Source organism: Sphingobium quisquiliarum P25, from assembly GCF_000445065.1.
GTDB lineage: Bacteria > Pseudomonadota > Alphaproteobacteria > Sphingomonadales > Sphingomonadaceae > Sphingobium > Sphingobium quisquiliarum.
Genome location: NZ_ATHO01000159.1, coordinates 13,700 through 28,103 on the forward strand (window position 1 = coordinate 13,700; position 14,404 = coordinate 28,103).

A 14,404-nucleotide genomic window follows, 5' to 3' on the forward strand; every position below is an offset into this window, starting at 1 on the left:
ATGCGAATGTCAGACGTAATCTATATGCCGCAGGCGAAATGGAAAGCCGGTGAGCGCCGCGCATTTAAAACGGCCTCGATGCAAAGTGACAGACTTGTCCCGGCGTTCAAAGTTACACCGGCAGGCTCCTTCGACCCTGACGAACAGCGTGTGCTATCCCCCACGGAATATCTGCGGAGGTTTGGCCACCAACTCGCTGAAAGCCGTGGTCGGCGTCTAGCGTTCATCGATGCCGAATTGGTCGATGATGACCGCCACCGCAAGGCCGTGGATGCCCATCCGCTCACAGAGCTTTTGGAGCGTGCAAGGCTCTGCGGCGCGAATGCTGCCCCGATATTCAGTCGGAACAGTTCGGCTGACTACATGGCGGCCATCCGCCGCTTTATCCGGCGCGATAGCAATGCGGTCATCTGCTTCCGTGTAGGCCTTCAAGAACTCGAGGATATACCGTCTGCGTCTGATCTTGCAGCTCACGTCCTAGAGCTTGGAGGCGCGCCAGATCGGACGGTTCTGCTCGTGGATGGCGGACCACTGCAAATCGATGAACCAGAAGATTTGGCTCATCTTTTGGCGATCCAAATGGCGAGGCTGATCTCGCAGAATACATGGTTGAGGGTGTTTTGGAGCGCCACCAGCTTCCCTGATAAGCCTAAGCTGAAACCGGGAATGCTTGCGCGCTTTCCGCGCAGCGACTGGAAAGTGTACGAGGCAATTCTTAGCATTAAGGACGAATTCCCCGTCGTCCCGATGTTTTCTGATTACATGCTAGAATTTCCAAGCGACTATAAACCGATGCGTGTCAGCCCCACTGCCAAGCTCTTATATTCGAGTGAGAATGATTACATATACTGCAAAGGAAATTCGACGAAGATTGGAGAGAAATACAAAAATATCTTCCCAGTAGCTGCCCAGCTCGCTTTGATTTCTGAAATGAAATCAGCGAATTATAGCTTGGGCAATTCTTACATCCACGATTTGGCTAATGGCAAGGGTAAAACGGGCAACGCAAGTATGTGGAGATGGTGCTCGACAGATCACCATCTTGCTATTGTCGACGAGCAGCTGACCCGAGCTTTTGGCATATCCCGCGAGCGCGTGGCGCCTATTATCCACGCCGAGCAATTACAGCTCGTCTAGCATTCACGCGACACCCGCCTGCTAAGTAATAAGCAAGTCCCCGGGACGAACGCTAAGCACCGTAGCTATTCGGCCAAGCACACTGATCGATGGATTTCGCCTCCCCGCCTCGATGCCGCGCAGGTAGGTCACATCGATCCCGGCATCATGGGCAAGCTGCTCCTGGGTGAACCCCCGCTCGCCCCGCAACCTCCGCACGTTCGCGCCGACGATCTTGCCCCAATCCATGAGTGGACAAGAGCGGCCTCTTCACGGCAGGGTCGAGGGACTATAGTCTCTATCGCACGACCTTGAGGAAGGAACGAATGAAGAAGATCATGGGGATAGCAGCCGCTACAACGGCGCTACTGACCGCCATCGCGCCCAGCGCGGCAATGGCCAAGGGCAAGCCGCGGGACGTGTGGAGCGTCACCCGCTCATCCGATCCGATCACCGGCACAACCAGTTGTGTCGTCACGGCGTATGACACGGCAGCAGGAATGAAGTTCTCCCGAATGGGCTTCCTGTATCCGATCGTAGAGAATAACCCGAAGCTGGGTTTGCTCATCGGCGTCAGCTCTGGCGGACGCTACCGGCTGCCGACCGGCGACATCCTCTGGCGAGTGGACGACAACCCGCATCGCGAGCTTAAAGCCGCGGACAATCCAGCGGTCGGCGGCACCAGCTTCGGCGCTGCCTTCAAGACAGGGAATGAGGCAACGGACCGACAGGTCGAAGGCGTCATGGTGCAGACGGCGCAGCTTACCGCATCGCTGACGGCGACCAGTACCGTAGCGAGCGGCGACAAGGCCCGTGAGATGCTCGCAGAGATGGCGGCCGGCAGGTCGCTCATTTATCGGCAAGAGGCCGCTTCGCCAGCCTTTGGCCTGCCTAGCGCCCGCACCGCCGAGGTTGGGCAGTACACGAGCAAGGGACAGGAGCCGTTCCTTATCGATGCCTCTTTCCATCGGGGCCTCACCGAGTGCGGGATCATTCCGCCCGCATCGGGCGGCGGTGTGACCCCATGATCGATTTTTGGGCATCAGAGCATTCGGTACTCCGCGAAAAGGTATTAGAGCACGCGCTTCTCACCGAGTTGGCTAAGGCTATCCTATTTCACCAGGGTGTCACCCTTGAGGTCCTGCGGCCGGAGTTCGACGCAAATGGCTACGATCTGGTCATCGAAGCAAACGGCGTACTCCGGCACGTTCAACTGAAGGCGATGCGGAAGGGCGGGAAGCGCGCCCATGTCGACATTGCGCTCGCGCTCGCAGACAAACCCGCCGGTTGCGTCGTATGGTTCACCGTGGATACCGAAACCCTCGCCATGGGGCCATTCCTGTGGCTGGGCGGCAAGCCCGGCGAACCCCTGCCCGATCTAGGCGACAGGGTCACGCGCCACACAAAGGCCAACGCTGAAGGTAAGAAAGCAGAGCGGGCGGGGCACCGACGTGTTCCCATCGCCCGATTCACCAGACTGGACACAATCCAGGATTTGGCCATGGCCATGTTCGGTAAACCTGCCGCGCTCGCGACCACCCGTTCCCATGCTATGAACGGGACCATGACAGAAAGCAGATGTGAATATGATGGGCCGGTCGGCGTGACCGAGCCAATGCCCGGATGGGACTTTCCCCGCCAGGTCATCCGATATGAGCGCAGGAACGGCAAGGTCTTCGCGACTTGGATCGCGCCATCGGGCGTCCTTACCCATGGGGAAGTGCCGCTGTTCCAAGAAGGTGACGGCTTCTACGACGTTTTCGGTCGTTTCCTAGGAAACAGCGCAGAACTTTAACAAGATTGGTGGGAGGCGGCCACCGTGGCTGCCTCCCTCGCCCTATCAGTCCGCCGTCATCGCGGTCTCGGCGCGGGCAACAGAGTCGCGATCGTCCGCCTCATCGGCTTCAGTTTCTTGGGCAAGATCGAGCAGGCCTATCATGGCGCAGGCATTACGCCGGGCGAGCTTGACCTGCTCATCCCAATATTCGTCCTCAGGCCATACCTCGGTCCTGATCCAGACCCGCTTAGCTCCACGGCCGAATTCAACGATCGCCCGGTCTGGCTTGTATCCATACCTTTTGAGCGCCGCCGTGCATTCGGCCAGTTCAACCCTGCCGAACGTTTCCTGGTCTCTGCCGGTCATATAGATGTAGAGGGTCAGTGGCGTCAGCATCTGCTCGCCCGCCATCGCCTTCCGGAACAAGTCGTCACGGCCCTTGTATGTGATCGGGATCGTCTGGCCACGCTCGACAATGTCGAGGGCGCGCAGGCGATTGATCGTCCGATCCTTATGCTTCGTCATCATCACCCTCCTCAGCATAGAGGGCTTCGGCCTGCTGCTGGCGAAGGGTCTGCTCGATCATGTTGGTGCCGTCCGCGCGGCCCGTCTCGAAGTCGCGATCGCGGCGCGCAATATCCACTGCCATGGTTTCCACCTCATCCAGCGCCTTACTGATTTCACGCCATTCTTCTCCGACGATTGCATTGGCCAATTCGTTGACGTCGAACGGCCGCTTCTCCGGAGCCAGGGAGAAGACGCGCGAAGCAAGCGCGGCGCCGAGATCCTTGTCGCCGGTCGCCGCCGCCAGTTCCGCAAGGGAAAGCAGTTCCGCCGGGCCAGAGTTCTCGATCTGCTGCATGATCCGACTGCGCTTCTCGCTGCCCAAGGTATACCGGGCAAGCATCTGGGCGGGCGACCGATAGTGCGGCTTGGCGGCGATGGCCGTAGCGCGCATCTCGGCCGCCGAACGGACATGCGCCGTGCGGGCATCGGCGGTCTGTTTCTTGATGTCGCCACGAAAGGCGGCGAGTCCCTGCGCAATGGCCACGTCGCGCGACGGGGCGGGCACATCCTTGAGATTGTTCCAGAGTGACTCGCGCCTGATCTCAACCTTCGCCTGCGTCGCGTCGATCAGGCTATTGAGCTGGTCTCGGTTGCCCTGACGCAGATAATCCTCATGATCGAGGTGTGGATTGTCACGAAAGGTCGAGTTGGCCTGGACGCACCAGCCACCGTGCTCCAACTGGAACGGCGCCCACTGCTTCGACGGCAGCACATAGCGCGACGCAACCCACTGGTGACCGACATTGCCGGGGTTGGCCGCATAGATCGTTCGAAGCGGGATGCCCTGGGGGCCGCGCAGGTTGCTGCGCAGCATGTCGATGACGAAGGGATCGGCCCACTGCGTCAACTCGTCCACCACGATCAGCGTGAATGACCGACCCTGGACCTTGTCATAGTCCTTCGGTCCATCGATCTGGGCAAGTTCAACGTAGCCATATGGCAGGCGCCAGACATGCTCCTGACTGTTGTATGACGCGCGCGAGCCATATGCCTGGGAGAAGATGCCGCGTAGGACCAGTTCGAAATCGGCCAGCCCCTTGTAGGACTTGCGGACGAACAGGACGCGCGCCTTCTCCCGATACAGCTCTAGGTGCCGTAGGATCAGCAGACTGATGTTGTGCGACTTGCCGCCGCCGCGCCCACCGCCGAGAAAAAGGTCCACCATCTCCGGGACGGCCATGACCTTCGCCTGGAAGGCCGTGGGTTCAATGATCTGGACGTCATGCATCGGACGTCTCCACCGCGATCATGCGCTGATAGTCCTCCAGGGAGGCCGAAGGCCCAGGCAGATTGATCTGGATGGCCACCCGGTTATCGTCGCCGCCATTTACGGCGCCGTGGTCGCGGTATCCGTGCCGGGTCTTCAGCGCGAACATGAGGGCCGTGACGTCCCCCTCCTTCGCCTTGTCGATGAGGACGTTGCGAAGTTCGATTTCCTCCATAGCCAGCACCTCGGAGAGTGCGGAGGCAATTTCCTCGTCGTCCGCTTTCACGCGCTGCCAAGTGCGGTAATTGATCCGAAGGGCGCGGGCGATGGAGATGCCGGAGGCGCCGCGGCGGATGGCCCGGATGACCTTGGTCCGCTCGTCGTCGGTCAGTTCAAACTTGTTGCCGCGGCCCCAGCCGGGGACCTTGCCGCCTGGAATTTTTTCCAGGTTTTTGCCCGTCCCACGGTGCTTGATCCGGTGCTTATCGTTTGCTGCCGCGCTCAACGCCTTGGTTTCCTTAGCCTTCGACCGCCAAGACCTTCCGACTAATTGTCAGTAGGGCTGGAAAACGGCCTGTTCAACGCGCGCACGATGGGCCGTAGGCGGCGCTTTTGTTACCAATGTTGAGGGCGAGGCCGCTTGGCCGTGTCGAATGGCGACCATGTTGGAACTGGAAGATGCGCCCTCTACGGCAGGGAAGCGCCCTCTCTAAAATGCAGCGTTTTCAATAGATGAGGGCGATGAGGGCACTTAGGACAACCAAAAGAAATGATTATTGGTCGAATGCTCCATCGCGCTTGGCATCCAAGACTGAGGATCGAGAAAGCTGCGCCGGAAAATCAAACCGCAGTGCGTCCCTCGCGCCCTCGGCAGTGAAAAACCCAGCTTTCTCTAGGCGTTGAAGCGCCCTCGCGATGCGCCCTCACGAAATGCACCTGCCCTCGCCTATATAGGAGAGGCGCCAGGTCGCCCCGACGCCTCCCATTTCACCATAGCTCTCTGTCAGCCAAACAGGCCATCCGCCCCGATGCGGGCCTCGAACATGCCGCGCGCGTCTGACAAAGGCGGAATCACCCATCCACGCCCCATGTTCCGATCGAGCTTAACGGCCTCCAGTCCAAAGGACTTACCCGCTGCGGCGAGCGCCTTGCTGGTCGCCTTCGCAGAATAGACCCGGTTCCGCTTGAGGAACGCGTCATACTCCTCCCTCAGCCGGTCGCGCTCATCCTTGAGGGTGATCGGGCCGGCAAGCCATTCCGCCTCATCAATCAGACCGACCGACCCACGCTCAAGAACCTCCATCCAGAACTTCATTACCGGGTCGAGACTGAGCAGCTTCTGATCGGCAAGTGCCTGAGTCTGAGGCACGTTGCGCGCCGGGTGCCAGTCACCGAGGTCCATGCTGAGAAGATCGTGGAGCATCGCAGCGTATCCGCCATTCTCCATCTGGCTGTTGAGCCGCTCCCAGAATGCGGTATCGCCGCGGCGGCCCTCGGTCACATCGAAGACGGCGAAGCGCCTCGCGTCCTTACCGGCTGGCACGACCCATTCCTCGTTGGACGCGAGCATCAGGTGGACAAGGTTGCGCCCCTGGATGACATCCTTTCCCTTCGGCTCGAACGCGATGACCGGCTCAGTGACGAGCTGCTTCAGCGTGCCCTCGGCTTCCTTGTTGCCCGGCCAGAGCGCCTCGTCGGCGAAGACGAACACCGCGGACCGGAGATGGGCGTTGAAGTTACCCGCAAGCTGCTTCGGTGACGACACCGTGATGCCATGACGGCCTGCGATCCGCATCAGGGCGCGTCCCAGCGTGCTCTTGCCTGTGCCCTCATTGCCGCGGAAAGCGATGGCCACCTCAGGCCGAACCCCCGGCTTCTGCACCATGAAGGCCATCCACCGAACCACGAAGTCGGCATGTGCGCGGTTAGGGTCAGGTCGCGTTCACCGAAGCGGGTCACGAGTTCGCGCGTCAAAACACGTTCGGTTTCCCGCCATGACCGATTGCGCGGCTTGGCATATTGCTCGATGAATGCATCCACGCCTTCGCGCAGGTTCATGTTCTTGCGACGGCGAACAGCCTGCGGATCGACCCCTTCCAGAACCTCCCGATATGCTGCCCGTGCCTTATCGCGGGCTTCGGCGAGGCTGATGATTGGATAGCGGCCGATCGTCAGGCGTCGTTGCTTCCGGCCATAGCGATAGCTCGCGGTGAAGGTTTTCGTACCGTTCGCGTTCACTCGCACGGAAAGGCCGGGGCAATGTGCATCATGCACCGCGTAGCGTTTGCCCGTCGGCTTCAGTGCTTCCAAGGTTCTGTTTGTTAAAGATTTTGTCATCTGCCATCCTTTCGAATGGCAGTTCAATAATCACCTGTTTGGTCAAATCTCAAAGAAAATCCCAGGTCGCGGATGACCTGAAACGGAAAAGTGCAGGCCGTATCGATCTAACGGCCTCTGCCGTCGTCACGGTTCACGAATAGGTCCGCGAGAAATTCATCAATCTCTGCGCGATTCCAGATGACCGTATTTGGGGTCAGATAAGTGCGTTTCGGGAATGCGCCTTGAGCTTCCCTTCGTAGCAAAGTCGTGTTGGAAATCGTGATGCCCCGCTGCTTCAAATCAGCGCGAGTGAGGAAAATACGGTCCATATCGGTTGCTCCATCGTTTGCGATGGCAGGCCAATAATCACCCGATCAGAAAAATCTCAAAGAAAATCCTAGATGCAGGTAGGAATTATTATCCGCGATATTTTACGCGGATTATTGTTCGTCCAAAATAAGATAGTAGCGAGTCGATTTCCTTTCGCCTTCGCGGCGAAGCGCGCCAAGACTTACGAGTTCGGCAAGATCACGTGTCACAGTTGCAGGCGCCGCGTCGGTGATCGTTCGGTAATTCTTGGCGCTGAGGCCGCCCCTGAAGCCATCGGGACCTTCGGCGAACATGCGGAGCAATGCCTTCTCCTGCCGTTCATTGATGTGTCCGCTGAGCCGGTCGAGCATCCGCGTTTGGGCGATGAGGAACCGAACGCGCGTCAGGGTGCGTTGCTGCGCTTCAAGCGCGATGTCTGCGAACCATGCAAGCCATTCGTCGATCTGATTGGTTGTGCTGGCGCGATGCAGATGCTCGTAATAGTCCTTGCGGTGCCGGTGAATGGTTTCGGCCAGTGCGGTGAGGCTCGGCTGCTCGACGGTTTGCGCCAGCGCCTTTTCGGCAATCGCTCGACCGATACGCCCGTTGCCGTCTTCGAAGGGGTGAATCGATTCGAACCAGATGTGGGCGATACCTGAACGCGTGAGTGCAGGGAGCGGCTTTGCGCCTCCCGGAGCCGTACCATTGAACCATGTGATGAAGGCGGCCATTTCTTTCGGAACACGGCCAGATGGCGGCGCTTCATAGTGGACGCGGGGCGCGTGCAAGGCACCCGATACGATTTGCATGGGTTCGGGGTTGGATCGATAGCATCCAACGTTCGCAAGATCGCGCCTGCCGGTCATCAACATGGCGTGCCAATCAAATAATGCCTGATCGGTCAGCGGCTCGGCGAATTTCCGCCAAACATCAGCCATCAGCTCAGCCGCCCCGGCTTCGGCTGGTTTTGCACGCCTTTGATCGGCTTTAAGACCGAGATGCTTGGCAATGGATGATTGGACACTCGCGCGGTCGAGAATTTCCCCTTCGATCGCGGAGCTGTCCACCGTCTCTTGAGTTATAAGATCAACCGTCAACGCTTGCTTCTGCTCGCCATCCACATGAAGCAGCGCGCCGACGATAACACCTGATCCCCGTGTGAATCGCTCCTCAGCCGCCCGCAGACGTGCGGGATCATAGGTGAAGTTCGGCCAGTCGGGTTGTTGCCAGTTCCACCGCATGATCGATAACGCCCTCCTTTATCGATCATTATAATGGCATATTGTGATTTATAAAATGGCAATTTATCGATCACCGCACTGACTGGCTTTCGACCTGACAAGGCTGCCTCTTCTGCGATATGCCGCAATTACCGGGGGGGCTTTGGATCGCCTTCCTTGTGGTGAGGCCGCACCAAGTGTCGCGCGATATTTTCCAGATTTTCAGCCTCAATCGAATGCGTGATGCAGGGTATCGATGGGGTCGCAGACGACTTTACTTAAGCGGAAGAACGTGAAGCCTCCCGAAGCAATATGCTTTGCTAAAAGAGTCGAAATTTCATCAACGAATGGACGATACGCCGCGACAAGATGATACGTAATCTCTTGAAAAATCATACTTTTAATCAGTAGATCGCTGGTTCGAATCCAGCAGGGCTCACCATACCCTTACCGTTCGGACATACCCCCCGCCGCTATAACCGGGCGTGGACCTTCGATCGAGGCATGGCGTTGATGTCGCCATGACGATCGGAATGAGCAGGGTCGGCACGGCCGGATGGGCGATCGCATCTCGCTACAATGCGCAGTTCCCTGGGGAGGACACGCATCTTGAGCGCTATGCCCGTCATTTCAACGCCGTGGAAATCAACAGCAGTTTCCACCGGCCACATCGCCGCTCCACCTATCAACGCTGGGCGGCGAGCGTGCCGCCGGATTTCCGGTTTTCGGTAAAGGCGCCCAAGGCGATCACTCACGAACTGCGGCTGGTGGATTGCGATGATGTGGTCAGCCGCTTCATGGATGAGGTGCAGGGACTGGGAGGCAAATTGGGCGTGGTCCTTGTCCAACTGCCGCCCAGCCTGACCTTTGCTGACGAATTACTTTCAGTGATGGAGCGGCTACGCGATCAGCTTGGCGCGTCCGTTCAATGCGAGCCCCGGCATGCCAGCTGGTTCGCGCCGCATGTCGGCAAGGCGTTCGCCGAAACAGGAATCGGACGCGCCGCTGCCGACCCGTCGCTGCTATCCGATGCCGCCCGGCCCGGTGGAGGCGGGGAACTCGCCTATTTCAGGCTGCATGGCGCGCCGCGCATCTACTGGTCGCGTTATGAGCAGGCGGACCTCAAAGCCTGGTCCGCCGCTGCCTTGAACGAAATGTCGGATGGCCGCGAGACCTGGATCATCCTCGACAACACGGCCGCTGGCTTTGCGCTTGAGAACGCACTCGAAATGCAAGCCCTTCTCGCTCCGGCGCTGATCCCGTGACAGCCGCGCGTCATAGCTGTCCTTCTAGCGTTACGATCGTGCGGCCGGGCACGTCGATGGATTGCCCGCTGGCCTGAAACCGGCAGCCTTCAACCTCTCCGTTGACGCAGAGAGCGAGGCCCGTTCCGCGATATCGCATGATCAGGCGGCGGCGCGCGGGATTTTCCCAATCTTCGGAGGTTAGCGGCGCGCCATGTTCGTCCAGCCATTCCACATCGCTATCGGTCAGCAGCTTCGTGCCGGACAGGCCGGCGCTTCCGGCGCGCTGGGCGGCAAGGGCGAAGGCATGCGCCTCGATCTCCCGGTCGCGCCCGGTCCAATCCAGCCAACTGATCGCATTATCCTGCGCATAGCTGTTGTTGTTGCCGCGCTGGGTGCGGCCGAACTCGTCTCCGGCGGTCAGCATGATCGTGCCGCGCGAGCAGAAGAGGGTGGAAAGCAGCGCCTTTACGTCGCGCTGCCGCGCCGCCTCTATGGCGGGGTCATCGCTGGCGCCTTCGACGCCGTTGTTCCAGCTGAAATTCTCGCCATGGCCGTCCCGGTTATCCTCGCCATTGGCTTCATTATGGCGGTGCGCGTAGCTGGCAAGGTCGCGCAGGGTGAAGCCGTCATGCGCCGCGATGAAGTTGACCGTGCGCGTATGCTCCCCTGCTCCGAACAGGTCCGACGATCCGGCCAGCCTCGTCGCCAGCGCGCCCAGCATGGCGGGATCACCTCGCCAGAACCGGCGGACATCGTCGCGATAACGGTCATTCCATTCCAGCCATGGCTCGCCAAAGCGTCCGAGTTGATAGCCGCCCGACCCGATGTCCCACGGCTCGGCAATCATGATGCGGTCAGCGAGCAAGGAGTCCTGCCGCATCGCCGTCAGCAACGGCGCGCCGGGATGGAACCCGTCCGGCATCCTGCCCAGCGCGGGGGCCAGATCGAAGCGGAAGCCATCCACGCCGGTCTGGGTGACGAAGTGACGCAGCGACGCTAGGATGAGCGACTGCATGGCGGGATGGTTGCAATCGATGCTGTTGCCGGTGCCCGTGTCGTTGATCAGATTGCCGTCAGCATCGCGACGGAAAGCGCTGCGGGCATCTAGACCGCGCAATGACAGCGTAGGCCCGAGCATGTCGCTTTCACCATTATGGTTATAGACCATGTCCAGGATCACGCCGATCCCCGCCGCATGCAGCGCGGCCACCGTATCGCGCAGTTCGGAAAGGCCGCCCGGCGCGATACGGGGATCGAGTGCGAAATAGCTGACGGGATTATAGCCCCACGCATTGCGCAGGCCCAGGGGCGGGAGGTGCCGCTCATCGATCCAGGCGTTGACCGGCATCAACTCGACCGCGCCGACATGCAGGCGGCGCAGATGGTCGATGATCGTTGGATGAGCGAGCGCGCTGATCGTCCCGCGCTGCCCTGCCGGGATATCGGGATGCTGCATGGTGAAGCTGCGCGCCTGAAGTTCGTAGATCAGCCCGCCGGGGCTGAACATGGGCGGCTGGATCGCGACGGGATGCAGAGGGGCGATGACCACGCCCTTGGGCATGAGCGGAGCCGTGTCGCCGCCCTCCCCCCTTGGAGCGGCGAGCGCGGGGTCATAGGCGAACGGCCGGTCGATCGCCTGCGCATAGGGATCGAGCAGCAGCTTATCGGGGTCGAACCACAGGGCCTGACCGGGATCATAGGGGCCGTCGGCGCGGATGCCGTAGCGGGTTCCCGGCCCCGCTCCGGCTATGTCGACGGTCCAGAGGCCCTCGCCATCCCGGCTCATCGGCAGGCGCGTCTCGCGATCGCCCGCGTCGAACAGGCAGAGCCAGAGCTGGGTCGCGTCCGGCGACGCCACGCGGAAGCGAACGCCCTCGCCGCTTGTCTCCGGCCCCGGCAAAGGGCTGCTCATGCGGCGGGCTGCACCAGCGCCCGGAACAGCCGGGCATATTGGCGCGCGCTATGCGCCCAGGAAAAGTCCGCGCGCATGCCTGCCCGCTGCATCGCCTGCCACGCGGCCTTGTCGCCATGCAGACGAACTGTTCTGGTGATCGCTCCGGCAAGGGCGGAGGGGTCGGACGGGGCGAAGACGATGCCCGTCGCCGCGCCCGCAGCCACGGCCGCTTCATTGGCGTCGATCACCGTGTCGGCAAGCCCCCCGGCGCGCGCCACCACCGGGATGCAGCCATAGCGCAGGGCGTAAAGCTGGGTAAGGCCGCAGGGTTCGAAGCGCGAAGGAATGAGGATGGCGTCGCCGCCCGCCTGCATCAGGTGGGACAGCGGCTCGTCATAGCCGATCTGCGTGCCCACGCGCCCGCGATGCCGCTCCGCCGCTGCCAGGAACGCGCCCTCCAGCGCATGGTCGCCCGACCCAAGGATCGCCAGCTTCGCGCCCAAGGCGACGAGATGGCCGATCGCGTCGGCGACCATGTCCATGCCCTTTTGCCAGGTCAGGCGGCTGATGATGACGAAGAGGGGCGCATCGTCGCGATCCAGCCCGAAATGCCTGGTCAGCGCCTTGCGGTTGGCGGTGCGCGCCGCCAGCGCCCGCGCCGTATATCGCCGCGCGATCAGGGGATCGGTCGCCGGGTCCCAAATGGCCGTGTCCACCCCGTTCAATATGCCGTGCAGCCGGTCGGCCCGCCCGTTCAGCAAGCCGTCGAGGCCCATGCCTTGCGCAGGGGAGCGTATCTCCTGCGCATAGGAGGGGCTGACCGTGGTAATGAGGTCGGCCGATATCAGCCCTGCTTTCAAATAGCCGGTGCCGCCATAATATTCGACGCCATCGACGCCCCATGCTTCGGGCGGAAGGCCAAGGCTGCCGAATATCTCAGGGCCGAACCGCCCCTGAAAGGCGAGGTTGTGGATGGTCACGGCCTTGGGCATGTCACGGGCGGGGCCGTAGCGCATATAGGCCGCCGTCATGGCCGCCTGCCAGTCATGCGCATGGACGATATCGGGCCGCCATCCCTTGATCCCGTCCTCCGCCAGGTCAGCGCCCGCGCGGGAAAGCGCGGCGAAGCGCCTCCAGTTGTCGGGCCAGTCATGTCCGGCCAAATCCCCATAGGGGCCGCCTTCCCGCATGAAGAAGTCCGGCGCGTCGAGCACCAGCAGGTCGAGATCGCCCGCCTTCGCCGCCAGGATGGAGGCCGGTGCGCCGAACAGCGCGTCATAACGCCGCACCACCTTCGCCTTGCCGATGCGCGCCATGACCTGCGGATAGCCCGGCACCAGCGTGCGCACGGCAATGCCCTCCCCCGCCAGCGCGGCGGGAAGCGCGCCCGCGACATCGGCAAGGCCGCCCGTCTTGATCAAAGGATAGATTTCGGACGCGACCGAAAGCAGCTGCATTCCCATGTCCCCCCGCTCAGGCCTATCAGTGCGCCAGCCGCCCGATCATATATTGCGTGATCAGGCACACGCCGCTTTCGGTGCGGCGGAACCGGCGCGCATCCTCTTCCGCATCTTCGCCCACGATCAGGCCCGGCGGAATGATGACGTCGGAATCGAGCACGCATTTGTGCAGCCGCGCCCCGCGCCCGATCTCACAGCCGGGCATGATCACGCTGTCGGTGACGGACGAAAAGCTGTGCGTCCGCACACCTGAAAACAACAGGCTGCGGTGCAGGGAGGAGCCGGACACGATGCATCCGCCCGCCACCAGCGACGATGTGGCGGACCCGCGCCGCCCATCCTCATTATGGACGAACTTGGCGGGCGGCGTCACTTCGGAATAGGTCCAGAGCGGCCAGTTGCGGTCGAACAGGTCGAGCGAGGGCACCACCTCCGTCAGGTCGATGTTCGCCTGCCAATAGGCGTCGATGGTGCCGACATCGCGCCAATAGGGCACAGGCTCGCTTTCCGCCCGCACGCAGCTGCTGGAAAAGCGGTGGGCGACGGCCTTCCCATGCTTGACGATATAGGGGATGATGTCGCCGCCGAAATCGCGCTTGCTGGCGGGATTGTCGGCGTCGCGGCGCAATTCCTCGATCAGGAATTTGGTGCGGAACACATAGATGCCCATGGACGCCAAAGCGAGATCGGGCTGGCCGGGGATGCCGGGCGGATTGCTGGGCTTTTCGACGAAATCGGTGATGACGTCGCGTTCATCCACATGCATGACGCCAAAGCCGCGCGCCTCCATGCGCGGCACCTCCAGGCAACCCACGGTCACATCGGCGCCTGTATCGACATGCTGCTGGAGCATCAGTTCATAGTCCATCTTGTAGACATGATCGCCCGCCAGCAGCACCATATATTCGGGCGCATAGCCTTCGATGATGTCGATATTCTGGAACACGGCATCGGCCGTCCCTTCATACCATTGGCTTTCGGAAACGCGCTGGCTGGCGGGCAGGATGTCGAAGCTTTCGTTGCGTTCGGGCCGCAGGAAGTTCCAGCCGCGCTGAAGGTGGCGGATCAGGGAATGCGCCTTGTACTGCGTGGCGACGCCGATGCGGCGGATGCCGCTGTTGAGCGCGTTCGACAGGGCGAAGTCGATGATCCGCGCCTTGCCGCCGAAATGCACCGCCGGCTTGGCGCGCTTGTCGGTCAGTTCGCCCAAGCGGCTGCCGCGTCCTCCCGCCAGCACATAGGCCATGGCGTCACGAGCAATCGGCTGGTGCCTTGGTTGCATGGGAAT

At 61.2% G+C, this 14,404-nt stretch carries 15 protein-coding genes; 4 read left to right on the forward strand and 11 right to left on the reverse strand.

The annotated features are described in order from the left end of the window. Entirely contained in the window at positions 1-1,137 is a 1,137-nt protein-coding gene (locus tag L288_RS0122275; RefSeq protein WP_031304873.1) for a beta family protein, read from the forward strand. Positions 1,138-1,158: 21 nt separating this feature from the next. Here L288_RS0122275 and L288_RS39570 read toward each other — a convergent pair whose 3' ends face one another. Continuing rightward, on the reverse strand, positions 1,159-1,365 hold the full coding sequence (locus tag L288_RS39570) for a helix-turn-helix domain-containing protein (protein WP_021239716.1): 207 nt from the start codon (positions 1,363-1,365) through the stop codon (positions 1,159-1,161). Positions 1,366-1,442: 77 nt separating this feature from the next. On the opposite strand from L288_RS39570, the gene L288_RS39575 reads away from it, so the two are divergent. Continuing rightward, complete coding sequence (locus L288_RS39575) at positions 1,443-2,144, forward strand: hypothetical protein (RefSeq protein WP_021239717.1); 702 nt, start codon at positions 1,443-1,445, stop codon at positions 2,142-2,144. Then, positions 2,141-2,911 carry a hypothetical protein gene (locus L288_RS42160; RefSeq protein ID WP_021239718.1) on the forward strand — a complete coding sequence of 257 codons (771 nt, stop codon included), beginning with the start codon at positions 2,141-2,143 and terminating at the stop codon, positions 2,909-2,911. The genes L288_RS39575 and L288_RS42160 overlap by 4 nt, the downstream gene beginning before the upstream one ends. Positions 2,912-2,956: 45 nt before the next feature. Here the strand turns inward: L288_RS42160 and L288_RS39580 are convergent, their stop codons facing one another. The 7 genes from L288_RS39580 to L288_RS39590 all read right to left on the reverse strand — a co-directional run bounded on the left by L288_RS39580 (position 2,957) and on the right by L288_RS39590 (position 8,536). Then, the gene (locus L288_RS39580) at positions 2,957-3,421 is read right to left on the reverse strand and encodes a hypothetical protein (protein WP_152522115.1); all 465 of its coding nucleotides are present in this window, start codon (positions 3,419-3,421) and stop codon (positions 2,957-2,959) included. Then, complete coding sequence (locus L288_RS42165; RefSeq protein ID WP_021239720.1) at positions 3,405-4,688, reverse strand: phage terminase large subunit; 1,284 nt, start codon at positions 4,686-4,688, stop codon at positions 3,405-3,407. The genes L288_RS39580 and L288_RS42165 overlap by 17 nt, the downstream gene beginning before the upstream one ends. Continuing rightward, positions 4,681-5,172: a hypothetical protein gene (locus L288_RS42170; RefSeq protein ID WP_021239721.1), complete on the reverse strand. Its 492-nt coding sequence runs from the start codon at positions 5,170-5,172 to the stop codon at positions 4,681-4,683. Before L288_RS42170 ends, L288_RS42165 begins: the two co-directional genes overlap by 8 nt. Before the next feature lie 498 nt (positions 5,173-5,670). After that, positions 5,671-6,552, reverse strand: a complete 882-nt coding sequence (locus L288_RS0122300; RefSeq protein WP_161625680.1) for a DUF5906 domain-containing protein — start codon at positions 6,550-6,552, stop codon at positions 5,671-5,673. After that, complete coding sequence (locus L288_RS42175) at positions 6,462-7,004, reverse strand: Arm DNA-binding domain-containing protein (RefSeq protein ID WP_084466098.1); 543 nt, start codon at positions 7,002-7,004, stop codon at positions 6,462-6,464. The genes L288_RS0122300 and L288_RS42175 overlap by 91 nt, the downstream gene beginning before the upstream one ends. Positions 7,005-7,111: 107 nt before the next feature. Then, a complete protein-coding gene (locus tag L288_RS39585; RefSeq protein ID WP_041208716.1) occupies positions 7,112-7,315 on the reverse strand; it encodes a helix-turn-helix transcriptional regulator in 204 nt (67 codons plus the stop codon). A 111-nt stretch (positions 7,316-7,426) separates the two neighbouring features. Continuing rightward, a complete protein-coding gene (locus L288_RS39590) occupies positions 7,427-8,536 on the reverse strand; it encodes a Fic family protein (RefSeq protein WP_021239724.1) in 1,110 nt (369 codons plus the stop codon). Between the two features lie 500 nt (positions 8,537-9,036). On the opposite strand from L288_RS39590, the gene L288_RS39595 reads away from it, so the two are divergent. Beyond that, positions 9,037-9,780 (forward strand): DUF72 domain-containing protein, encoded by a 744-nt coding sequence (locus L288_RS39595; RefSeq protein WP_021239725.1) that lies wholly within the window; start codon positions 9,037-9,039, stop codon positions 9,778-9,780. A 10-nt stretch (positions 9,781-9,790) separates the two neighbouring features. Here L288_RS39595 and glgX read toward each other — a convergent pair whose 3' ends face one another. From glgX to glgC, 3 genes are read right to left on the reverse strand one after another with little or no spacing between them, the layout of a single operon-like run. Then, positions 9,791-11,674, reverse strand: a complete 1,884-nt coding sequence (gene glgX / locus L288_RS39600; RefSeq protein ID WP_031304878.1) for a glycogen debranching protein GlgX — start codon at positions 11,672-11,674, stop codon at positions 9,791-9,793. Next, on the reverse strand, positions 11,671-13,119 hold the full coding sequence (gene glgA, locus L288_RS39605) for a glycogen synthase GlgA (RefSeq protein ID WP_031304879.1): 1,449 nt from the start codon (positions 13,117-13,119) through the stop codon (positions 11,671-11,673). The genes glgX and glgA overlap by 4 nt, the downstream gene beginning before the upstream one ends. A gap of 19 nt (positions 13,120-13,138) precedes the next feature. Beyond that, entirely contained in the window at positions 13,139-14,398 is a 1,260-nt protein-coding gene (gene glgC, locus L288_RS39610) for a glucose-1-phosphate adenylyltransferase (protein WP_021239728.1), read from the reverse strand. Between the last annotated feature and the right edge of the window lie 6 nt (positions 14,399-14,404).